General features: G+C 64.4%; 13 protein-coding genes and 1 pseudogene. 5 read left to right on the forward strand and 9 right to left on the reverse strand.

Translation table 11 applies throughout. The features are described from left to right. Position 1 precedes the first annotated feature (1 nt). The gene (locus ACRCJM_RS02235; protein ID WP_431463647.1) at positions 2–478 is read left to right on the forward strand and encodes an acyl-CoA thioesterase; all 477 of its coding nucleotides are present in this window, start codon (positions 2–4) and stop codon (positions 476–478) included. An 81-nt stretch (positions 479–559) separates the two neighbouring features. On the opposite strand, the gene ACRCJM_RS02240 is transcribed toward ACRCJM_RS02235, so the two are convergent. The 4 genes and pseudogenes from ACRCJM_RS02240 to ACRCJM_RS02255 all read right to left on the reverse strand — a co-directional run bounded on the left by ACRCJM_RS02240 (position 560) and on the right by ACRCJM_RS02255 (position 3,755). Continuing rightward, positions 560–1,048: an SRPBCC family protein gene (locus tag ACRCJM_RS02240; protein WP_237197594.1), complete on the reverse strand. Its 489-nt coding sequence runs from the start codon at positions 1,046–1,048 to the stop codon at positions 560–562. 100 nt (positions 1,049–1,148) lie between these two features. Next, positions 1,149–1,649, reverse strand: coding sequence for an SRPBCC family protein (locus ACRCJM_RS02245; RefSeq protein ID WP_431463648.1), 501 nt, complete (start codon positions 1,647–1,649; stop codon positions 1,149–1,151). A 252-nt stretch (positions 1,650–1,901) separates the two neighbouring features. Continuing rightward, positions 1,902–3,269 (reverse strand): annotated as a pseudogene (gene tgt / locus ACRCJM_RS02250) (tRNA guanosine(34) transglycosylase Tgt); the annotation flags it as partial. A 66-nt stretch (positions 3,270–3,335) separates the two neighbouring features. After that, a complete protein-coding gene (locus tag ACRCJM_RS02255; RefSeq protein WP_237186960.1) occupies positions 3,336–3,755 on the reverse strand; it encodes an organic hydroperoxide resistance protein in 420 nt (139 codons plus the stop codon). Positions 3,756–3,855: 100 nt separating this feature from the next. Here ACRCJM_RS02255 and ACRCJM_RS02260 point away from each other — a divergent pair, with 100 nt between their 5' ends. Together ACRCJM_RS02260 and ACRCJM_RS02265 are read left to right on the forward strand one after the other, a co-directional pair. Then, on the forward strand, positions 3,856–4,320 hold the full coding sequence (locus ACRCJM_RS02260; RefSeq protein WP_237205827.1) for a MarR family winged helix-turn-helix transcriptional regulator: 465 nt from the start codon (positions 3,856–3,858) through the stop codon (positions 4,318–4,320). Between the two features lie 9 nt (positions 4,321–4,329). Then, entirely contained in the window at positions 4,330–4,986 is a 657-nt protein-coding gene (locus ACRCJM_RS02265) for a hypothetical protein (protein ID WP_431463649.1), read from the forward strand. On the opposite strand, the gene ACRCJM_RS02270 is transcribed toward ACRCJM_RS02265, so the two are convergent. After that, a complete protein-coding gene (locus ACRCJM_RS02270; RefSeq protein WP_431463650.1) occupies positions 4,960–6,222 on the reverse strand; it encodes a glycoside hydrolase family 76 protein in 1,263 nt (420 codons plus the stop codon). The two genes, ACRCJM_RS02265 and ACRCJM_RS02270, sit on opposite strands and share 27 nt — an antisense overlap. A 186-nt stretch (positions 6,223–6,408) precedes the next feature. On the opposite strand from ACRCJM_RS02270, the gene ACRCJM_RS02275 reads away from it, so the two are divergent. After that, positions 6,409–7,728 carry an MFS transporter gene (locus tag ACRCJM_RS02275; protein WP_326503289.1) on the forward strand — a complete coding sequence of 440 codons (1,320 nt, stop codon included), beginning with the start codon at positions 6,409–6,411 and terminating at the stop codon, positions 7,726–7,728. Between the two features lie 87 nt (positions 7,729–7,815). Here the strand turns inward: ACRCJM_RS02275 and ACRCJM_RS02280 are convergent, their stop codons facing one another. The 3 genes from ACRCJM_RS02280 to ACRCJM_RS02290 form a co-directional block, all read right to left on the reverse strand. Further along, positions 7,816–8,931: a pseudouridine synthase gene (locus ACRCJM_RS02280; RefSeq protein ID WP_431463651.1), complete on the reverse strand. Its 1,116-nt coding sequence runs from the start codon at positions 8,929–8,931 to the stop codon at positions 7,816–7,818. 373 nt (positions 8,932–9,304) lie between these two features. After that, positions 9,305–10,633, reverse strand: coding sequence for a peptidase T (locus ACRCJM_RS02285; RefSeq protein ID WP_431463652.1), 1,329 nt, complete (start codon positions 10,631–10,633; stop codon positions 9,305–9,307). Between the two features lie 33 nt (positions 10,634–10,666). Beyond that, a complete protein-coding gene (locus ACRCJM_RS02290) occupies positions 10,667–11,551 on the reverse strand; it encodes a DNA-formamidopyrimidine glycosylase family protein (protein ID WP_431463653.1) in 885 nt (294 codons plus the stop codon). A 283-nt stretch (positions 11,552–11,834) separates the two neighbouring features. Between ACRCJM_RS02290 and ACRCJM_RS02295 the strand changes: the two genes are divergently transcribed. Beyond that, positions 11,835–11,978 (forward strand): hypothetical protein, encoded by a 144-nt coding sequence (locus ACRCJM_RS02295; RefSeq protein ID WP_237198758.1) that lies wholly within the window; start codon positions 11,835–11,837, stop codon positions 11,976–11,978. A 64-nt stretch (positions 11,979–12,042) separates the two neighbouring features. On the opposite strand, the gene ACRCJM_RS02300 is transcribed toward ACRCJM_RS02295, so the two are convergent. Continuing rightward, positions 12,043–17,721, reverse strand: a complete 5,679-nt coding sequence (locus ACRCJM_RS02300; RefSeq protein ID WP_431463654.1) for a DEAD/DEAH box helicase — start codon at positions 17,719–17,721, stop codon at positions 12,043–12,045. Positions 17,722–17,810: the final 89 nt, after the last annotated feature.

A 17,810-nucleotide genomic window follows, 5' to 3' on the forward strand; every position in this document is an offset into this window, starting at 1 on the left:
TATGGGTGCAGTCTATGAGGTCGAAGTTCCCCTGCGCTGGGGCGACATGGACGCCTACGGCCACGTCAACAACGTGACCATGATGCAGGTGCTCGAAGAAGCCCGCGTGGCCCTCTTCGGGCCGCCGCCCTCGTCCGGTGAACCTGCCCCGCTGGTAGGGGAGGGCTCTGCGGGGGAGTCGGGGCGGGCGTCCGCTCAACTGCCCCTCTTCGAGACCCTGCCTGCCGGCACCCAGGCCCTGGTCGCTGAAAACCACGTCAAGTACCGCAGCCCCCTGGCCTACCGCGGGGTACCGGTGCGGGTGCAGATGCAGGTCAGCAAGGTTACGGCAGCCTCACTGGTGGTTGCCTACGAGCTGTATGACCCGGTGACCGGCGTCCACTGCGTTTCAGCCAGTACCACCCTGGCCTTTTTCAACGTTGAGACCGGCTCCCTGGTGCGCCTGAGTTCAGAACAGCGGGAGCAGCTGGCGGCCTAAGATCGTAGATGTCCTTTAAAAAGTGCACGTGCCCTCCACTTTTGGCAGGGCACGTGCACTTTTTGTATGGCGCTTGAGTCTTTAGGCTGCGAGGACGCGGTTTAGCTTGTTGAAAGAGGACTTCCAGCCAGCTACCGACATCTCGTGCATAGCAGGGTCGAGCGGCCCCTGGGTGATGGTGATGCGGGTGGTGGAATTATCAATCTTCTCGAAAGCGGTGCGGTTGAGGAAATAAGAACCAGCCTCCATGCCGTGGGCCTCAGCCAGTTCCTCACCAATAGCCTCGTAGCCCTCAACCAGCTCACCGGGCACTAGCTTGTGGAAGGTGCCGTTAACGGGGGAGGTGAACTCCGGGTTCTCCTCGCTGACCATGACGAACTTCTGGGCGCCGCCCTCACACACGTCAATCTCAACGGTATCGAGGGGCACGGTGAAGCCCTCGGGGCCGAACCACTGGGGCATCAGTTCTGCTGAGGTGAAAGCCTCGTAGAGGGCCTCGGGGGTGGCCTCAAAGTCGTGGGTAAAGGTCAGGACCTTTTCAGGGGCAATGGTGCCAAAATCAAAGTTCATGGATTCTCCTTGGAGGGTAGATACCGCTTAAAAAGTGCACATGCCCTGTGAAAAATAACAGGCATGTGCACTTTTGCGGGGGTGTAGAGAACGAAGCTGCTTAGCGTGCGAGCAGTTTGGCCAGCTTGCCGAAGGAGCCCTGCCAGGAAGCCAGGGTCTGCTCATGAACACCGGCGGGCAGGGGGCCCTGGGTGAGCTTAAGGATAGTGCCCTCGCCGACGCCGTCCTCGGTCACCGCGGTGCCCGCCTCGAACTCAAGACGCAGGCCAATCAGGGTGTCTGAGGGCTGGCCGGACGGGGTGGGCAGGGCCTCCCGGTACTCGATGGTGTGGGGCTCGGCTAGAGTCACAAAGCGCATGTACATGGGGGCCTGGAACTTAGCCTGGTCCTTGTGGCGCATGACGAACTGCTTGCGCCCGCCAACGACCGGCTCCAGGATCAGGGTGTTGGGAATAATTTTCCAATCGGCAGGGCCAAACCACTTGATGAAAAGGGTTGGGTTGGTAAAGGCCTCAAAAACCTGCTGCGGGGTGGCCGCGAACTCGTGGCGGTAGGTGATGGTTTCCTCGGGCTTGAGGTCGTCAATCTTAAAGTCGTTCATGCTCTACTTCTCGTCGCTGGTGGGCTTGGCAGTGTCGGTCTGGTTGCTCTCGGGCTGGTTGCTCTCAGGCTGCGCGGACGCGTCCGCCCCGGCGTCCTGCCCCTGGGCTGCCTTCTCGGCTGCCCGGCGGGCCTCGGCCTCAGCCTTTGCCTTCATATTGGCCTCCCAGCGGGCCTGGGCAGCAGCTGCCCGCTCGGCGTCCTTGGCGGCCTTACGGGCGGCAGCTTCCTCCTGGGCCCTTTGCTGGGCAACCTTCTTGGCGTAGTACTTACCCAAGAACTCGTCGCGGTAGTCGAAATATTCCCCGGAGTCGATCGCCGCGCGGGCGTCGTCCACCATCTTCACAATAAAACGCTCATTGTGAATCGAGGCCAGGGTCGCTGAGAGGCGCTCGTCGGCCTTGAAGAGGTGGTGCAGGTAGGCGCGGGTGTAGTGAGTGCAGGTGTAGCAGTCGCAGCCCTCGAAGATGGGGGAGAAGTCGGTACGGTAGCGAGCGTTGGTCAGATTGAAGCGGCCATCGGGGGTGTAAACCGCCGCGTTGCGGGCCACGCGGGTGGGGGAGACGCAGTCGAAGGTATCAACACCGTTTTCGATGCCGGTGAAGATGTCGTCGGGCTCCGAAATGCCCAGCAGGTGGCGGGGCTTGTTCTCGGGTAGCTCCTCGTTGCACCAGCGCACAATGGTGCCCAGGTTTTCCTTTTCGAGAGCCCCGCCCAGGCCGAAACCGTCAAAGGGCATAGCGCCCAGATCACGGCAGGCCTTGCGGCGCAAATCCTCGTACTGGGCCCCCTGGATCACGCCAAAAAGGGCCTGGTAGGGTTTGCCCACCCGCTCAGCGGTCAGGCGCTGGTGCTCAGCAATACAGCGCAGGGCCCACAGACGGGTGCGCTCTAGCGCCTCTTCCTGGTAGGCGCGGGAGTTGTAAAGGGTGGTCAGCTCATCGAAGGCAAACATGATGTCAGCACCAATCTGGTGCTGCACCTGCATGGATACCTCGGGGGTGAAACGGTGAATATCGCCGTTGATGTGGGACTTAAAGTTGACCCCGTCATCGTCCACGTGGGCCATACGTTCCTTGCCCGCCGCCACGTCGTCGTCACCGATGGGGCGGCCGTCCGCGCCGGTAGCCCCGGCCACGGTGCCCATATCAATCACCTTTTTGAACCCTGAGCCCAGGCTCATGACCTGGAAGCCTCCGGAGTCAGTGAAGGTGGGGCCGTCCCAGTTCATGAACTTACCCAGACCGCCTGCGGCGTCGAGGACGTCCGGCCCCGGCTGCAGGTAGAGGTGGTAGGCGTTGGCCAGCAGGGCCTGGGCACCCAGGTCTTTCATAGCCTCGGGTAGTACGGCCTTGACGGTTGCCTTGGTACCCACCGGGGTGAAGGCGGGGGTGGCAATGTCGCCGTGGGGGGTGTGAATGACGCCGGTGCGGCCCTGGAAGGCGCCGCCGTTGGCGTCCACCTGCTTGCCGGTGGGCTGGGCGGTATCGGTCAGGCGGTTGCCCAGTTCAAAAGAAAAAGTGGGATCAGAAAATTCGGTATTGAGCACGGGAACAAGTCTACCGGGTGAGTGCGGAAGGACGCTGTGGACCCGCTCCTTGAGGGTAAGCGAAAGCTTCATAGGTATGCAGGAAGCACATACCTATGAAGCTTTCGGCGACATTTGGTGCGAGTGTGGGGTGCGAGCTTAGTCGTCAGAGACGGTGACGGTCACGGGGATGTTGCCGCGGGTGGCGTTGGAGTAGGGGCAGACCTGGTGGGCTGCGTCGGCCAGTGCCTGGGCCTCGTCCTGGGGAAGCTCAGGGATGACGACCTCAAGCTCAACAGCCAGACCAAAGCCCTCGCCCTGCTTGCCGATAGAGACCTTAGCACCTACCGAGGAGCCCTCGATGTTCTTCTTCTGCATGCGGGCAACCATCTGCAAGGCAGAGTGGAAGCAGGCTGCGTAGCCGGAGGCAAAGAGCTGCTCGGGGTTCAGGCCCTTGCCGGAGCCGCCCATCTCAACGGGAATGGCGAGATCGGCGTCAAAAGCGCCGTCAACGGTGCGGACGTGGCCGTTGCGGCCTTCGCCGGTTGCTAGAGCTTCGGTGGTGTAGAGGGGTTCCATGGGGTTTCCTTTCATGAGGTTTTAATTAGATTGTACACAATCTAATTGTGTGCAAGTAAATTGTTGGCTGATAATTTGCCCACAACCTATACTGGGTGGAATGAACCAAGACAGTAGCCTTGCCCTCGACAACCAGCTCTGCTTCTCCCTCTACCGCTCCAGCCGGGCCGTCACCCGCGCCTACCAGCAGCACCTGGGGGAGCTGGGCCTCACCTACCCCCAGTACCTGGTTATGCTGGTCATGTGGGAGAACCCCAACGGGCTGGGCATGAAAGAACTTGCCGCCCGCCTCGACCTCGACAGCGGCACCCTGACCCCTCTCATCAAGCGCCTGATTGACCACGGCCTGCTGACCAAGACCCGCGACGCCCGCGACGAGCGTCGCACCCTCGTCAGCCTCACCTCTGCCGGGCAGGAGCTGAGAGGACGCGCGGCGTCCGTCCCCGGGGCCATCTACGCTGCCTGCGCGGTTGAGGGCCTCGACGTCCTGGCCCTCAAGGCCGAACTCGACGCCCTAGCTGAGCACCTGGCCGAAACACCTCCACGGGCAGACGGAACCAAGTAGATTAGGGGTATGGTTCTTGCGCGTTTCAAAGCCCGACCCTTGCTCACCTGCGTCGCTCTGGTCCTCTGCATAGCGGTTGCATCGCTGCTGAGCAATATCACCACAGAAGCCCAGCTCTCGGGTCAAGCTGAGGCCATCACCTATGTGCGTAAAGTGGTGAGCAAGTTCCTCAACTCGGGCACCCTATGGGCAGCCCTGGGGTTCTATGCGGGCTGGCTGTGGTCCGATAGTAAGACGCCCCCCGCCCCGCTCTGGGTGCCTGTGGCAGCCGCGGTAGCAGCGTCCTTAGGTGCCCTAGCCGGGCACTACGCCCTGGGGAACCTGCTGGGCATCATGGAAGCCAGCATCTGGATTGAGAACTACCACTGGTTTATTGCAGCCGTCATCGTATCGGGGCCCCTGGGCTGGTTGGGCGCTAGGTCCGCGCAGGACGACCGTGCAGGGAAGCTCCTGCGCTATCTGGTTCCCGCGGGGGCTGTAGCAGAGCCCCTCGTCACCGGCATGTTCTGGTATCCATCAGGGTTCAGTTTCCCGGTGTCTGAGATTGCCTCAAGCTATACCGTGGGCCTATTGCTGATGCTTCTAGGCGCGCTGGGACTTTGGGCCGTCTACTGCGCGAATAAGGCGGCCGCCCCCACCCTAGAAAACCCGCGCCGCCGCTTCTAACACCATCCAGGCCTGGAGCTGGGTCGAAAGATCAACCGGCTGGGCAGGCTTGAGCACCTCAGAAATATGCCGGGTGACATCGGGCGAAAAGAGCGCGACAGCCTCACCGCGGATCTCGGTCGGGTCGATGCCGAGCTCGTTCATGGGCAGGTCAGGGTCGAACTCGCGGCGTCCGTCCCATAAGAGCTCGGCGGTTGCAAGGACGAAATCCCGCGCCTGCTCCCGTACGCCCTGCGGCAGGGCAGTGTGTGCGGCAACCTCGGCAAGGTAGCGTACCAAAATACCGGTGAAGAGTCCGCCGTCCCCGCCGCCCTGGGTCGCTAGAACCCGCAGAGTTTCTGCGTCTGACACCTCAAAATCGCGACCAAACTCCCGGTCAATACCGGCCAGAACCTCGGCGATGTGCTCAGCCGGGTCAACCGTCAGCATCTCAGACTTGCCGGCATCAAGTACCGCCAGATAGGCCGCGAGAACCGGCCCCTGGTTATAGGTGTAGAGACCGCGCTCCACCGAGGAAATCTCGGCACGATTCCCGCTCCCGGCCACCTTGACCCCGTCCAGATAAAGGCCGCGTTCTGCATCAAAAAGGTTGGTGTGCAGCCAGTTCAGCAGGGCTGCTGCCTCGTCATACCGGTGGGCCCGCGCGAGAGCCAGGGCAATGGGAGCGGTCGCCGGGGTGTTCTTAAAGTCGTGATCCTTGGACCAGAAGGCACCCCCGCCCACCTCAGCGGTGCAGGCAGCTGCCAGCTCCCGGTACAGCCGGGTGGCGGCGTCCTGGGCCGCAGAATCCCCGTTGCCCTCCACGGCGAGCGCCAGCCGGTTGAGGCGCTCGCAGGCCAGGGTCAGCCAGGCCATGTCGTCGTAGAAGGAGTTGGGGTAGGAGCCGAAGTTGCGTACTTGAATGCCACGTAGCACCGCGCGGGCCTGCTGGAGGAACGCCCGGGCCTGCTCCTGCCCGTCGGGTGCGGTGAGCTGGCGGAAGCCGGCATCGACGAGGTTATCGAGTAGGTGGGCCTGCCACCAGTAGTGCCATTCGCCGCGCCGCTGGCTGCGGCGGCGGGTGTCGGGGTGCAGGGTGCGTCCTAGTAGAGTGCCGGGGAGGCCTGCGACCCGGTGCCCGAAGAGTCGTGTCACAGAGTGGGCGGCGGTACCTGCCCGCTGCCCTAGCGCCTGGCGGTGCTCGGCGGTGAGCGCTGCGAGCTGGTCGGGTGAGTGCTGCAGGTGCTTGGGGCGCATGGTGTCTCTTTCTGTGGCGCGTCGGTGGGCGGTGGCCTGGGCCGGTTTTTAGTCTACCGGCTGGTGGGGCTAGTGGGTCTGCGCTGAATGCGCCTCTTATTCCCGAGCGGGGCAGTCTAACCCCCCACGCTCGGGAGTAAGTGGCACCTCTTGGCACTGGGGGGGTATCGGCTAGAGTTTGTGTTTATGCACACCTCTTCTTCCACCGGGCGGGTTTCTGCTGTCTGGGTTTATTTGTCTTCTGCTGCCCTGTCGATGCTGGGCAATTCTATTGCCGGTATTGTCTGGCCCTGGCTGGTGCTAGAGCGCACCGGTAACCCGGCTGCTGCCGGTATCGTGGCGGCTGCGATTGCAGTGCCGTCGCTGGTTTTTGCCTATTTTGGGGGCAACCTGGTCGATAGTCTGGGTCTGAAACCGGTGTCGGTGATTTCGGATATTATTTCGGGTCTGTCGGTGGTGGCCGTGATTGCGGTTGATATGGTTTTTGGGCTGACGCTGAGCTGGTTCATTGTTATCGGTATTTTGGGTGCGGTGGGTGATATTCCCGGTATGAGCGCCCGGGCTGCCCTGGTCGGCGATGTTGCTGAAACCTCTGGTAAGAAGGTCGCCCAGATTTCTGGCTGGAATCAGGCCCTGAGCGGGGTGAGTTTCTTGGTCGGACCCGCTGCGGCTGGTGTGCTGATGACGGCCCTGCCCATCGAGCAGGTTCTCTGGATCACGGCTGCTTGCTCCCTGGTGGCCGCCGCGCTGACCGCCTCCCTACGCCTGCAGAAGGCAGGGGCGGACGTCCTTGCTGAGGGTCAGGACGCCCCCGCCCAACCGGGTGCGGACGGGCAGGTGCCAGCGTCCTCCCCTGAAGCCCCTACCGAAGACCCCCTCAAGGGGCTTGCGGGCTGGAAGAAAGCCCTGGGCTACCCGGTGATTCGTCTGCTGGCTCTGGATTCTTTGCTATCGATGGTCCTGGTAATGCCCTATCTGATGGTGCTTCTGCCTGCCCACTTCCAGGGGATTAACCAGCCGGGGCTGTACGGGGCGTCCATGTCTGCCTTTGCCGTGGGCATGATGGTGACCAGCATGGTGGCGGGGAAGATTATTCCCTTCCCGCGCCGGGCCTGGGTGGTGGGTATGGTCTTCTATACCCTGGCCTTCTTTGGCATGGCCCTGCTCGAAACTTCCTGGTTAGCCATCGTGGGCTTGGGGATTTCCGGCTTGGGCGGGGGTATTATGAACCCCCTGCAGACCCTGCTGGTGACCGAGGGTGTACCCGAGCAGATTCGCGGCCGGTCCTTCTCTATCTTTATGGCTATTAGCCAGGTGGCCGGGCCGATTGGCCTGGTGGCGACCTCGGCGGTTTTGGCCTTTGTGACGATTTACCAGGTGGCCTGGGTACTCGCTGGCCTTTGGCTACTGGCGGCTATCTACCTGGTGGTGCGCGGTCTGCAGCTGCTACCGGCCAGGAGTGCTGAGTCAGTAGAAAAGGGTGCCCCTGTACCTGTAGCCGAGTAGCTTCAAAGTCCCGAGCCGAATGTGCCTCTTATTCCCGAGCGGGTGGGCTTACTCCCGACATTCGGGAAAAGGTGTCACATTCGGCGGCTAGCGAGCGGCACCCTCAAGGAGACCTAGCCTCCGCCCACTCTGTACCGTCACGGTCTGCCCGGTGAAGGGGTGGGGGAAGGTCAGCGACCTAGCCAGTAGCTGCAGGGGTAGGGCGGGTTCGTCCTCGGCTATGGGCAGGACGGCCGGGTAGACCACGTCCCCCACAATCGGCGCCCCGGCCGCGGCCAGGTGCACCCGTAGCTGGTGGGTCTTGCCTGTGTGGGGTTCCAAGAGATAGTGGGCCAGGGGTGTGCCCGCCTGCGGCAGGGGCAGGGCCGGGTTGGCCTCAGAGGCTGGGGGCAGGACGCCGTCCGCCACCTCAAACACCCTCAGGCAGGTAATACGCGACTGGGCATTCAGCCCCTCAAAGGACGCTCCGGAGCGGCGGCGCTCGCGCCGCTCAGCCTTGGTCTCCACCGGCAGGGGCCAGGTATCACCGGGCAGAAGCTCAACTCCTGTGTGGGCTACCTGTAGGGCCCCGTGCTGGTTATCAATGCGCGAGCGCACCGTCAGGCTCTCACCCACCTCCAGCCCGGCGATAGGGGCCGCGACGGCCTCGTAGGTCTTGGTGGGTTCGCGCCGCTGGAACATGGTTTGAAAGGGGGCACGGGCCTCGGGGGTCTTGGCAAAAAGAACCACCCCGGCGGTTGCCCTGTCCAGGCGGTGAATGGGAATCAGATCGGGGTTGTTCTCCCGAACCCGCAGCTGGGTCAGAGCAGTATGCGCGACAAAGGAGCCGTTCGGGGTCGTGGGCAGAAAATGGGGCTTATCAATGGCCAAAACCCACTCGTCCTCGTAGAGCACCGGCATGTCAAAGGGCACGGGCTTTTCAACCCCCAGTTCCCGGTAGTACCAGATTTTTTGCCCCGTCAAAGGCGCATCGGGGGCAACCGCCTGCCCATCAGCGTCCTTCACCTCATCGCGCTCAAAGCGGGAGGTAAAGAGGGAACGCTCATGGGGGTAGAAGCGGGCCACCAGGTAGTCCAGCACCGTGCTTGCACCCAGGGTGTCGTCCTCGGGGTTGCCCGCGTCGGGCAGCACAAAAGAGACGGCGTCAATCCCGTTGCGCTGGGGCAGGGGCTTGGGGGCAAGGTGGCGGTTGATTCGGCGCATGGGCTCTATTATCTCAGGTAGACCCCAAGGCCTGCTTGATAGAGTTGAATCGCCTCTCTCGTGGACTCCACGCGGTACATCCATCCTTAAGAAAAATCTCCGCGAGTGTGAGACCAGAGAGGAGGTAATGGCTGTGGCTAAAAGCAAGGCTAAGAAAAACAGCCCCGACAAGATTGCAGTCAGAATCATCGCTACTGCAATACTCATCGGAGCTGTAGCAAAGCTTTTGGAAGCTATCGAACCGTTCATTCGAGAGGTCCTACAGCAAGGGGTGACTCTGGTAGTAAGCGGCTACCGGGGTTGCCCCGCCTTGTTTGCTGTCATCCTTAAGATAAAACCAGTTTATCTGCTTTGTATTGTGCGTCAAGGGTGGCTAAAGGGAACCCACCATCAGCTCCCGCACCACCCGGTAGCTGGCCTCAAAAGCGGGCAGGGGCAGGAACTCGCAGTTGGAGTGGAAATTGTGCGCCCCCGTGAAGAAATTGGGGGTGTAGATTCCCCGGGTGGAGAGATACGAGCCGTCGGTGCCCCCGCGCATGGCCAGGTTGATGGGCTCGATACCCAGCCGGGCAAAGGCGGCGCGCAGATGCTCGGCCGCCACGGCGTTGGCGCTGGTTTTGGCGTCCTCAAGGTTGCTGTAGATATCTGAGATATCCAGCTGCACGGACGCCCGCGGGTTGACCTCCGCCGTCCGCTCGGCAAGATCGCGCAGGAAGGCTTTCTTGCTGTCGTAGCCTGCCCGGTCATGATCGCGGATACTGATATCGACGGTAGCGGTCGCCTGGTTGCCGTCGATACCGTTGACCCAGAGGTAGCCCTCTCGCCCCTCGGTGTGCTCGGGGGTCTGGGCGCGGTCGAGCTGGGCTATAAAGTCGTGGGCGACCAGAATAGGGTTGACCAGGTTTCCCTTGGAATTCATGGGGTGGGCGGTCACACCCTCAATGTGCAGGCGGGCATGCCCGGCATTGAAAGTAGCCTCGACCAGCTCACCCAGTTCGCAGCAGTCCAGGGTGTAGGCATAATCCACGGGGAAGCGCGCCAGGTCCATGGTGCGCACGCCCAGCAGGCCGATTTCTTCATCCGGCACAAAGGAGAGGTAGATATCGGGGTGGGCGGACGCACCCGCCCCGCTTCCCTGCCCCTGGGCACCTGCCTGCCCGGCGGCGTCCGCGTCCGCAGCTAAGAGCCGCACGGCTGCTTCCATGACCGAGGCGACCCCGGCCTTGTCGTCCGCTCCCAGCACACTGGTGCCGTCGGTGATGATGATGCGCTGGCCCGTATAGCGGATGATCTCGGGGTGCTCGGCCTCGCGCAGCCAGATGTCGAGGTCGGTGTTGAGGCAGATGTCCCCGCCGGGGTAGTCGATGACGCGGGCGTGCACGTCGGGGGAGAGGTTGACATCGACCGTATCGAGGTGGGTGCAGAAGCCGATGGCGGGGGCTTCGGTGCCCGCGGGCAGGGTGGAGGGAATGTGGGCGGTCAGCACGCAGGTGTCGCTCAGGTGCACGTTGTGGGCACCGGCTGCCGTGAGTTCGTCCTTGAGCAGGCGGGCCAGCTCCCACTGCCCCTGGCTGGTGGGCACGACCGATGCTGAGGCATCCGACTGGCTAGAAATCGCCGAGTAGCGCAGAAAACGGGCGGCCAGGGCCTCCTGTAGATCTGCATCTGGGGTATAGGTGGGAGTAAATGTGGTGGTGGTCATGGTGAGTAGTTTACTCCCGCGGCGCGAGGAAACTTAGCCCGGCAGCTCCTGGCAGCCGGGGCAGCGGAAGCTAATGCGGTCGGTGTCTTCCTCGCGGGCGTACAGGTGACCCGCTGCGTAGCGGTTGGCGCCGGTACCGGTTTCTGAGAGGTCTTCCTTGATGATGGTTTCCCCGCAGCGGTAGCAGGGGCGACCCGCCCGCCCGTAGCACCAGAGCGGCTCGGCGCTGGTGCGGGTGACCCGGTGCGGACGCCCGCGGTTAGCATCCAGCAGCAGGCGGGCAATGGAGACCACGGCAGCGATATCGGGCACCGCCCCCACCGGGGTGCGCGGGTCAAGGCCCGCGAGAAAACAGGTCTCAGCCCGGTAGATGGTGCCGATACCGGCCAGGTTCTTTTGATCGAGCAGGGCTACCCCTAAGGGGCGCTCCGGCCGGGCAGCTAGGTTAGCTACCGCCTGCTCAACCGACCAGTCGGGACCAAGCAGATCGGGGCCCAGGTAGGATAGGCGGTCAGCCTCCTGGCTGGTGGGGAAAACCTCAAGTAGCCCCAGGGTAAAGCCCACAGCTTCGACCGGGTGGCTACCGGGCACTACCTGCCCGTCGCTATCAATCCTTGCATTAGCCTGAATCAGAGCCCGCACCTGATCAGCCGGGCGCCGCCACTTCTCACGTGCGCCGTCCGCATCTAGCCCATAGAGGTGCCAGATGCCGTCCATCTTCAGGTGGGAGTGCACGGTCATCTCACCGATACGCAGCAGAATATGCTTACCCCGGGCCAGGGCCCCGTGAATGGGCTGGCCCGCCAGATTGATGTCGGCAACCTGGGGGTAGCGGAAGTCTGTAGTGTGGGCTGTTCTACCGGCAAGAGCGCGGTGGAGCGAGCGGGCCTGCCGCCATACGGTATCGCCTTCAGGCACTGCTAAGCACCCCTCCGTGTTATCAAAATGTGACCTGTCTAATATGACTTATCTATGACGCCCTGCGCGCCCCTCTGCTCACAGTGTAGACCAGAATTACCACAAAACTTGCGTGCCACCTGCTGAAAGGGTGTATAGTCGTTTCACGTCATGCTTCACCGTTGAAGTTTATGGCCCAGCACTAACTTAATACAAAGGGCAGGCTCATGCGATGTTGCTAGAGTAGGCCCTGACTCCTTAGGCGGTCTCCCAGCCGCCTGTCCCCTAGATGGAGGTCAGAACAATGAATCTGCTCTTTGCCGCACTCATGGTTGTTATGGTCATGATGCTTGTGATGTCTCTCGGTGCTTTCTACGTGCACCTTACCCGCAGCGTCCGCGCCTTCCGCGCTGGCTACGAGGGCGTGGAGTACAACCTCACTGCCTAATCGACGAGAGACCGCTAGCTACCCAGAACCTCCCTTGCCCCACGCAAGGGAGGTTCTGCTGTTTTTAGGAATAGTCCTTCCGCATGCGCAGGCCGCGCGGGGTGGCGTAGAAACCTGCGGCCAGCAGGGCCCGGCGCAGGGTGAGGACGGGGTGCTCGCCGTCCTCTGCTGCTGCGTCCGGCTGGTCAGGGGTAGGTGGTAGCGGCTCAGGGGAGCTGAGCACATCCACCCCGCCCGCGGTTTCGATGACGATTTTGTCGGCAACCCCGGCGCGCACCAGCTGGCCAATCAGGGGCGCGGACGCCTCCACCCGGTCGGCTCGGTCGGTAAAGGTCAGCAGGGTTTTGCCTCCGCGTTCCAGATAGAGGGTCAGCTCCCCATCAACCAGGATGACGACAGCCCCGGCCTTGCGCCCTGGCTTGTGCTTGATGGGGGTGCGGTCGCTGTCCCAGGCCACGGGGACGGGCCAGGGCAGGGCGGCCCCGTAGGGGTTAGCCGGGTCGGTGGCAGCGAGCAGGGTGACCGAGTGGCGGGTGCGGCGCACCGGGGCGTAGGCGGACGCGCCAGGTGCGGCGCCTTGCCCCTCCTCGTCTGCGGCGGTGGTGTCGTCCACCGCCCGGAGCCTATCGACGGTGGAGGAGGTCGAGAACTGGGCAGCGCCCAGGCCCTCAATGAAGTAGCCACGGCGGGCCAGGCCCTTTTCTTCGGCGGCCGACAGCACCCGGTAGACTCCGGCAAAGCCGCCGGGGGTGTCCTCAACGGCCACGGCCCCGCGGGTGAGCACCCCGTAGCGGTCCATGAGCAGTTCGGCGCGGGCAGCAGCTGCCACGGTGGCATCGAGCGGTTCGGCCTCGATACGGGCCCAGCGGCCGCCGTCGATAGGGGCGACCTGGGCTGATACCGCAGGGGCCCAGCCTACGCCCACCCCCAGACGGGAAGCAGAGAGGCGGGAGGCCCCGCGGCGCATTCCCACGGAGCGGGCCCGGGGGGCGGGGGCAGCCACCTTGTGGGCCGAAGCCCCGCCCGAGATCAGGGCCCGCACCGGGGCGAAGGTATCGCCGGTGACCAGCCCGGCCCAGACCAGGTTCCAGAGGGCGGTTGAAATCTCCTGGGCACTCGGGGGCGTGTTACCCAGTGAGGCGGCCAGGGCGGCGAGCTGGGTCTGAATCTGGCTGAAGAAGAGCCCGCCGGTTAGCAGCTCATAGAGGGTGTTTTCGAGGGCTCCCAGGGCGGCGAGCGCCTCGGTACGTTCTACCTCATCGGGCAGGGTCAGGGCCGCGCTCTCACCCAGGTGTAGAGCGACCCAGCCGTCGTCCCCGGCGAGCTGGCCGGCGCCCGTCCAGATGACGTCCCCGGCGCTCATAGCGGAGTCGAGCAGGGCGGAGGTGTAGTCGCTGATACGGGCCCTAAGAATGAGCGGTTCGAGGGCAGAGGCGGGCACCCGCACCCCGGCGATCTGGTCGATCACGGTGAGTAGGCCGTCATAGCCGCTGAGCATGGCGCTTTCATCCCGGCGGACGCTGACGGGCTGGGCCGGTGCCCCGAAGGTGCCGGGTGCGGCGGCGGTTTCGGTGACCTGCCAGGAGCCCACATGCTGCCAGGGCGGCAGGAAGCGGGCATAGGTGCCGGGGGTAACGGGTTCGACGTCGGCGCGCAGGGCTGCCAGGGAGCGGGAGCGCAGGGTGCGCAGGACGGAGGCGTCCACCCACTCAGTTCCGGCTAGGTAGGCGGGGTCGGTAGAGCCGGTACGGGCGGCGGCCAGCTCAGCGCGGAGCTCTTCGGGCAGGAACTCACCGGAGATCACCCGCCGGTCAGCGGCCAGGGTGCGCAGGGCGGTATCGACCACCGAGACGCCCAGGGAAAGGGCGGCAGCAGCCTGGGCAGCGGTAAAGGGGGCGTGGGTGCGGGCGTAGCGGGCTACCAGGTCAACCAGGGGAGCCTCGACCGGCTCCAAGAAGGCCAGGGGGACCCCAATCGGCAGGGGCACACCCAGGGCGTCGCGCAGGCGGGCGGCGTCCTCAATGGCGGCGTAGAGTTCCCGCCCGTGCAGGCGGAAGCGCAGGGCCCGGCCGGCTTTCACCAGGGCCTCAAGGTGGTCGGTGGCTTCGGCTTCGGTCAGGACGCGCTCACCCGGCTTACCTGCCTCGGTGCTGGGGGCGGGGGTGTTGGCGTCCTGCTCCAGGAGCACCCGCAGGCGGGAGGCAGCCTCGGCGGCGGTCAGGGGGCCGAGCAGGCGCAGCAGGTCGGCGGTTCCTTCGACCCCGCGCAAGCGGTAGCCCTCTGCGGTGCGCTGCAGGCGGGCCTCGGTGGAACGGATGACCTCAACATCGAGCAGTTCGCGTAGTTCGTCCTTGCCGAGTAGCTCAGCTAGCAGGGCAGGGTCCAGGGCCAGGGCAGCGGCGCGGCGCTCGGCTAAGGGGGAGTCCCCGTCGTAGAGGAACTGGGCCACATAGCCAAAGAGCAGGGTGCGGGCGAAGGGGGAGGGGGTTTCGGTTTCCACCTCGCTGATGCTTACCTTTTTGGCCTCGAGGTCCTTGTGCAGGGCAGTCAGGGCTGGTAGGTCGTAGACGTCCTGCAGGCACTCGCGGGCGGTTTCCAGCAGCAGGGGGAAGGTGGGGTACTTGCGGGCCACATCCAGGAGCTGGGCGGAGCGCTGACGCTGCTGCCACAGGGGAGTGCGGCGGCCCGGGTCCTTGCGGGGCAGCAGCAGGGCGCGGGCGGCGTTCTCGCGGAAGCGGGAGGCAAAGAGGGCAGAGTTACCCACCCGCTCGGTCACGATGTCTTCGAGCTCGGCGGGGTCAAAGATGAAGAGGTCAGCCCCGGGCGGTTCGGCCTCCATGGCGGGGATGCGCAGCACGATGCCGTCGTCAGCGGCCATAGCTGAGGCATTGACCCCGTAGCGTTCCTCAGCCCGGGCGCCGACGGCCAGAGCCCAGGGGGAGTGCACGGGCATACCCAGGGGGGAATGCAGAATCAGACGCCAATCCCCCAGCTCATCGCGGAATCGCTCGACCAGCAGGTGCTTCTCGCTGGGCACCTGGCCGGTGGCAGCCGCCTGCTCCGCCACGTAGGCCAGCAGGTTATCGGCGGCCCACCGATCCAGGCCAAGGCCGCGCAGACGGGCATGGGCGGCACCGGCGTCCTTACTGTTCTCAAGGGCCAGCTCCCGGGTAAAAGCCCCCAGAGCCCGCCCCAAATCGACGGGACGGCCCGGCGAATCCCCGTGCCAGAAGGGCAGGCGCCCGGGGACGCCGGGGGCAGGGGTCACCGTCACCCGGTCGTGGGAGATATCCTCAATCCGCCAGGACGAGGCACCCAGGGCAATGACGTCCCCGGCCCGGGACTCATAGACCATCTCCTCATCCAGCTCACCCACCCGCTTAGGGGCCTTGGAATCCTCAGCCCCTGCAATGAAGACCGGGAAGAGGCCACGGTCAGGAATCGTACCGCCGGAGGTTACCGCCAGACGCTGGGCCCCGGGGCGGCCCTCAATCGTCCCGGCGTCCCGGTCCCAGACAATACGGGGGCGCAACTCGGCAAACTCGTCCGAGGGGTACTTACCGGCCAGCAGATCCAGGGTCGCCTCAAAGACCGCCCGGGGCAGGGTAGCAAAAGGGGCTGTTGCCCGCAGGGCCTCGAACCAGGCCTCCACGCTAATCGGGCCCAGGGCACAGGCGGCTACGGTCTGCTGGGCCAAAATATCCAGGGGATTAGCGGGAATAGCCAGGGGCTCAATCTGCCCGGCCAGCATACGCTGCACGGTCACTGTGGCGTTTAGCAGATCGCCCCGGTGCTTGGGGTAGAGGTAGCCGCGCGACACCTCTCCCACCTGATGGCCAGCTCGCCCCACCCGCTGCAGGCCAGAAGCCACCGAGTGCGGGGCCTCCACCTGAATCACCAGGTCCACATGACCCATATCAATACCCAGTTCCAGGGAGCTGGTTGCCACCACACACCGCAGCTGCCCCGACTTCAGGGCCTCCTCAATCAGGGTGCGCTGATCCTTGGACACCGACCCGTGGTGGGCCCGCGCCAGCACCGGTGGCGCCCCGGCAGCCGTCGCCGAGCCCCCCATCACCTGGGCAGGGGGCTGGGTGGAAAGGGGTGAGGACGCACCCGCCCCCGGCAGCCGTTCATCGTCAGCTTCCAGCCGGGCGGGGGCGTCCTTGGCTAGAGCCTCAGCCAGCACATCGGCCAGGGCCTTCGGCTCCCCGCCGGTGGAGGCGTAGGTGCGGGCACCGGTGGAGGCGCTCGCGGTCACCTCACCCAGCTCCCCGCGAGCCTCTAGACGGCCCAGATAAATCTCGTTGAGGCGGGCCGTTAACTTCTCAGCCAGCCCGCGCGAGTTGGCAAAGACAATGGTGGAGCGGTTGGCCTCCACCAGGTCCACAATGCGCTCTTCCACGTGCGGCCAAATGGAGGCCTGGTAGCCGTTAAGGTTCGGGGTTTCGCCCCCGGCGCCGGAGCCCGGGGCGGACGCCGCCACCTGCACCTCATCGATGGTGAGGGCAGGCTGAGTTTGGGTCTGTGCATGTGCATGTGCCTGCGGGGATGCTACTGCCTCTTCACCGGGGAAAACACCCACAGCGTCCCACAGGGCCTGCTCACCGCCCACCCGACTACCGGGTGTGCGCGCAGGCAGGGGCTGATCAAAGTAGTCAGAGGAAGGCTCGTCTGGCTGGGAGCCCAGGGCAGGGCCCGCCACCGGGCGGATACCCAGGGCCTCAGCCACCGTTACCCCTTGAGGCAGGGACTCCGCCAGCCGCACAGAGACTTCCGGCCGGGTGCCAGCGTCCGCCAGGGTATCGGCCTGCACGGCCCTGTCGTCGAAAGCGCGGTCCTCGAACTCGGTGGCGTCCAGGGAGCGAATCTGGGAGCGGGTACGCTCGGTGAGCTTATCCAGGTAGGCGCCCGACCCGGCGGGTGCTGGGGCTGGCCGGGGGCTACTGCCCTGCTTGAAGGAGTTATCCCCCTCGCCGTAGGCGTTGGGGCCGCCCAGGGCCGTCATATCGGGCACCGGTACCGAAAGGGTCAGCTCCCACTCCTTGGCCGAGGGCGGCCGCACAATCTGCACCGGCACACTGCCACCCAAAAAGCGGGCGACGGTCTCAACCGGCTCCACGGTCGCCGACAGGCCCACACGCTGGGCCGGGGTCTCAAGAATCTGGTCCAGGCGTTCAAGGGTCACCGCCAGGTGAGCGCCACGCTTGGTACCGGCAACCGCGTGCACTTCATCGATAATGACCGTGTGCACCTTGGTCAGGGTTGAGCGGGCCTTAGAGGTCAGCATCAAAAAGAGAGACTCGGGGGTGGTAATCAGAATATCCGGTGGATTAGAAATCAGCTGGCGGCGCTCCTTAGCCGGGGTATCACCGCTGCGCACACCCACCCGCACCTGCGGCGGCTCTACCCCCAGCTGCCGGGCGGTCTGGGCAATACCGATCAGGGGAGTGCGCAGGTTGCGCTCAACATCCACACCCAGGGCCTTGAGGGGGGAAATATAGAGGACGCGGGTGCCCCCGCCCTCGTGATTCTCAAAGTGAAGGCGGTCAAGCGCCCACAGAAAGGCCGAGAGGGTTTTACCCGACCCGGTCGGTGCCACAATCAGGGCATGGTGACCAGCCGAAATCGCCTCCCAAGCACCCGCCTGGGCAGCCGTGGGCGCAGAAAAAGCCCCCTCAAACCAGCGGCGGGTGGGGGCCGAGAAAAAACTCAGGGCACGGGAGGTAACGGGTTCTGCCATAGCCCCCATTATCCCCTTAAAAAATGAGCCGGGCGTATCGGCCAGCCTAGTGAGACTGATCGATACGCCCGGGGTTCAGCGTGAGGACG

It is taken from the genome of Rothia sp. L_38 (assembly GCF_050689125.1).
In the GTDB taxonomy this organism is placed as follows: domain Bacteria; phylum Actinomycetota; class Actinomycetes; order Actinomycetales; family Micrococcaceae; genus Rothia.

Bases quoted from the DNA above. Each gene is read 5' to 3' on its own strand.
- ACRCJM_RS02235 (WP_431463647.1), top strand. From the start codon at position 2: ATGGGTGCAGTCTATGAGGTCGAAGTTCCCCTGCGCTGGGGCGACATG.
- ACRCJM_RS02240 (WP_237197594.1), bottom strand. From the start codon at position 1,048: ATGAACTTTGATTTTGGCACCATTGCCCCTGAAAAGGTCCTGACCTTT.
- ACRCJM_RS02245 (WP_431463648.1), bottom strand. From the start codon at position 1,649: ATGAACGACTTTAAGATTGACGACCTCAAGCCCGAGGAAACCATCACC.
- ACRCJM_RS02255 (WP_237186960.1), bottom strand. From the start codon at position 3,755: ATGGAACCCCTCTACACCACCGAAGCTCTAGCAACCGGCGAAGGCCGC.
- ACRCJM_RS02260 (WP_237205827.1), top strand. From the start codon at position 3,856: ATGAACCAAGACAGTAGCCTTGCCCTCGACAACCAGCTCTGCTTCTCC.
- ACRCJM_RS02265 (WP_431463649.1), top strand. From the start codon at position 4,330: ATGGTTCTTGCGCGTTTCAAAGCCCGACCCTTGCTCACCTGCGTCGCT.
- ACRCJM_RS02270 (WP_431463650.1), bottom strand. From the start codon at position 6,222: ATGCGCCCCAAGCACCTGCAGCACTCACCCGACCAGCTCGCAGCGCTC.
- ACRCJM_RS02275 (WP_326503289.1), top strand. From the start codon at position 6,409: ATGCACACCTCTTCTTCCACCGGGCGGGTTTCTGCTGTCTGGGTTTAT.
- ACRCJM_RS02280 (WP_431463651.1), bottom strand. From the start codon at position 8,931: ATGCGCCGAATCAACCGCCACCTTGCCCCCAAGCCCCTGCCCCAGCGC.
- ACRCJM_RS02285 (WP_431463652.1), bottom strand. From the start codon at position 10,633: ATGACCACCACCACATTTACTCCCACCTATACCCCAGATGCAGATCTA.
- ACRCJM_RS02295 (WP_237198758.1), top strand. From the start codon at position 11,835: ATGAATCTGCTCTTTGCCGCACTCATGGTTGTTATGGTCATGATGCTT.
- ACRCJM_RS02300 (WP_431463654.1), bottom strand. From the start codon at position 17,721: ATGGCAGAACCCGTTACCTCCCGTGCCCTGAGTTTTTTCTCGGCCCCC.